The sequence below is a fragment of the Methylobacterium sp. B1 genome (assembly GCF_000333255.1).
Taxonomy (GTDB): domain Bacteria; phylum Pseudomonadota; class Alphaproteobacteria; order Rhizobiales; family Beijerinckiaceae; genus Methylobacterium; species Methylobacterium fujisawaense.
Genome location: NZ_BACT01000380.1, coordinates 1 through 2,709, shown reverse-complemented (window position 1 = coordinate 2,709; position 2,709 = coordinate 1). Strand labels below are relative to the sequence as shown.

General features: G+C 70.0%; 3 protein-coding genes. All 3 read right to left on the bottom strand.

Annotated elements, in window-relative coordinates; translation table 11 throughout:
- Positions 1-1,036, bottom strand: a 1,036-nt coding sequence (locus I53_RS11150; protein WP_043350513.1) for an acyl-CoA dehydrogenase family protein, incomplete at its 3' end; no start/stop codon positions are given.
- A gap of 112 nt (positions 1,037-1,148) precedes the next feature.
- On the bottom strand, positions 1,149-2,078 hold the full coding sequence (locus I53_RS11145; protein ID WP_043350509.1) for an AEC family transporter: 930 nt from the start codon (positions 2,076-2,078) through the stop codon (positions 1,149-1,151).
- 128 nt (positions 2,079-2,206) lie between these two features.
- Positions 2,207-2,686, bottom strand: a complete 480-nt coding sequence (locus I53_RS11140) for a hypothetical protein (protein WP_083936035.1) — start codon at positions 2,684-2,686, stop codon at positions 2,207-2,209.
- Between the last annotated feature and the right edge of the window lie 23 nt (positions 2,687-2,709).

Here is a 2,709-nt window from a genome sequence, read left to right as displayed (position 1 = left end):
GCTTGACCAGCGAGATCATCTCCGGCGCCATCTTGCCCTCGTCCATCAGCCGCCCGACCCGCAGCGAGGCCTGGAGGCCCAGCGCGATCTCGGTCTGCATGTCGGCGAGCTTCTTCTGGACGAGCTGGGTCTGCGCCAGGGGGCGACCGAACTGCTTGCGCTCCAGCGTGTAGGTGCGGGCGCGGTGCCAGCAATCCTCGGCGGCGCCCATCGCGCCCCAGGAGATGCCGTAGCGCGCCCGGTTGAGGCAGCCGAACGGCCCCTTCAGCCCCGAGACGTTCGGCAGCAGCGCGTCCTCGCCGACCTCGACGCCCTCCATGACGATCTCGCCGGTGGTGGAGGCGCGCAGGGACAGCTTGCCCTTGAGCGTCGGAGCCGAGAGGCCCTTCATGCCCTTCTCGAGGACGAAACCGCGGATCGCGCCCTCGTGCGCGTCGGACTTCGCCCAGACCACGAACACGTCCGCGAAGGGCGCGTTCGAGATCCACATCTTGGCGCCGGTGAGCCGGTAGCCGCCGTCGATCTTCTCGGCCTTGGTCTTCATGCCGGCCGGATCCGAGCCGGCATCGGGCTCCGTGAGGCCGAAGCAGCCGATCCATTCCCCCGAGGCGAGCTTCGGCAGGAACTTCTGGCGCTGCTCCTCCGAGCCGTAGGCGTGGATCGGGTACATCACGAGGGAGGATTGCACGCTCATCATCGAGCGGTAGCCGGAATCGACCGCCTCGACGGCGCGCGCCACCAGCCCGTAGGCGACGTAGGACGCGCCGGCGCAGCCATACTCCTCCGGCAGGGTGACGCCGAGGAGGCCCAGTTCGCCCATCTTGCGGAACAGGCCCGGATCGGTCGTCTCGTTCGCGTAGGCCTCGACGATCCCGGGCAGGAGCTGCTCCTGCGCGAAGCTCTGGGCGACATCGCGGATCGCCCGCTCATCCTCGGTGAGCTGATCCTCCAGCAGGAAGGGATCGTCCCAAACGAAGCGGGGCGAGGCCGGGGCCGACGGGGAGGCGCTGCCCGGAGGGCGCATCGGAGCGTTCATCGAAATTCCTCGCCTGCAGGGATGCGTCGGGCCTCGCGGACCCGCGCTTGCGCCTACCCTAGACCCGGAAAACGCCCCGTCCAACGCGCGCGGTGACGCCGGGGCGCCGCCGTCATGCCCGGCCGAGGAGCATCAGCCACGCCAGGGTGGTGAGCGGCGCCAGCAGGGTCGAGACCAGCACGGAGGCCGCTACCATCCCGGTTTCGGTCTTGTAGCGCGCCGCCAGCAGGTAGGCGTTGATCCCCACCGGCATGGCGGCGAACAGGGTCGCGACGCCCGCATAGGCGGCCGGCATCGCGAAGACGTGGAAGGCCAGGATCCAGACCGCCAGCGGGTGCAGGAGGTTCTTCAGGAGGGCGATGACCAGGGCGCCCTTGAGGTCGAACAGCACCCGGTAGCGCTTCAGGCCGGCTCCGAGCGCCACCAGCGCACAGGTGGAGGCGGTGCCCGCGAAGGCGTCGATGAGCGATCGGGCGGTGCCGACAGGCGCGAGACCGAGCCCCTTCATCGCCATGCCGATCAGGAGCGCCACGAAGATCGGGTTGCGCAGCAGCACCAGGGCGAGCCCCCGGATCCGCGCCAGGACCGGCAGGCCGGAATCGGATTCGATCAGGAAGGTGGCGCTGCCCATCATCAGCGGCAGGTGGACGGCGAGCAGCATGAACAGCGGGAAGGCGCCCTCCTCGCCATAGGCCTGGAGGATCATCGGCACGCCGACGAACACCGTGTTCGACTGGCTCGCCGCGAAGCCGTGCAGGATGGCGCCCCGCCGCTCGATCCCGGCGCGCCGCCGGGCGATCAGCGTGCCGACGAACCACGAGATCGCGGCGCCGCCGAAATACGCGACCCAGTAGGACCATGTGACGGTCCCGCTCATGCCGGGCTTGGTCAGCGTGGCGATGATCAGGGCCGGGACGGCGACGGCGAAGACGTATTCCGACAGACCGTCGCTCACCTTGTCGGAGAGAAGGCCCGCGAGGGCTGCCGCCCAGCCGATCAGGACGATCCCGAAGATCGGGGCGATGATGGCGAGGGCGTTCACGGATCCGGGCGGCGTGCGGGAAGGCGGGGATGACCGCCCTTAGCACGCCGCCTCGGTCCTATGCCTCGGCGCCGGGAGAATGGCTCGTCGGCGCCCGCCGCGGCCGGGACGGTCTCCGGCGCGCGGGCCTATTTGTTCTCCAGCACCTTCATGGGATCCGTGCGCTGGCTCGCGGGCGGCTCCTTGGTGAGGTTGGCGGCGCCTTCGCGCTGCACCTTCACGTCCCGCGGCGAGCCCGGACCGCCCACCGCGCGGCCGCCCGCGTCGCTCTGCGTCGGCACGGTGCCGGAGGCGAGTTCCAGGCACGTCACCATCTCGACGTAGGACGGATAGCCGCCTGCCTTGAACTGATCCTCGCACTGACGCTTGGCGGCGGGGGTATAGCTGCTCCAGTGCCGCTCGGCCTCCTTTCGGGCTTCGCGCTCGGAGCGGAGGCAGCCGTCGTAATTCGCCTTGTCGCTGATGGACGTGTTGGTGACCTGCGCCGACTGGCAGGTCCGCTCGACATCGAGATTCGGGACGGCGTCGGCGCGCGCCGGGAGCGAGGCGAGCGCCAGGGTGAGCAGCGCGAGGGTGCCGGGGACCATCGCGCGGAAACGGGTCGTCATGTCGTCGGACTCGCGATCTGGGC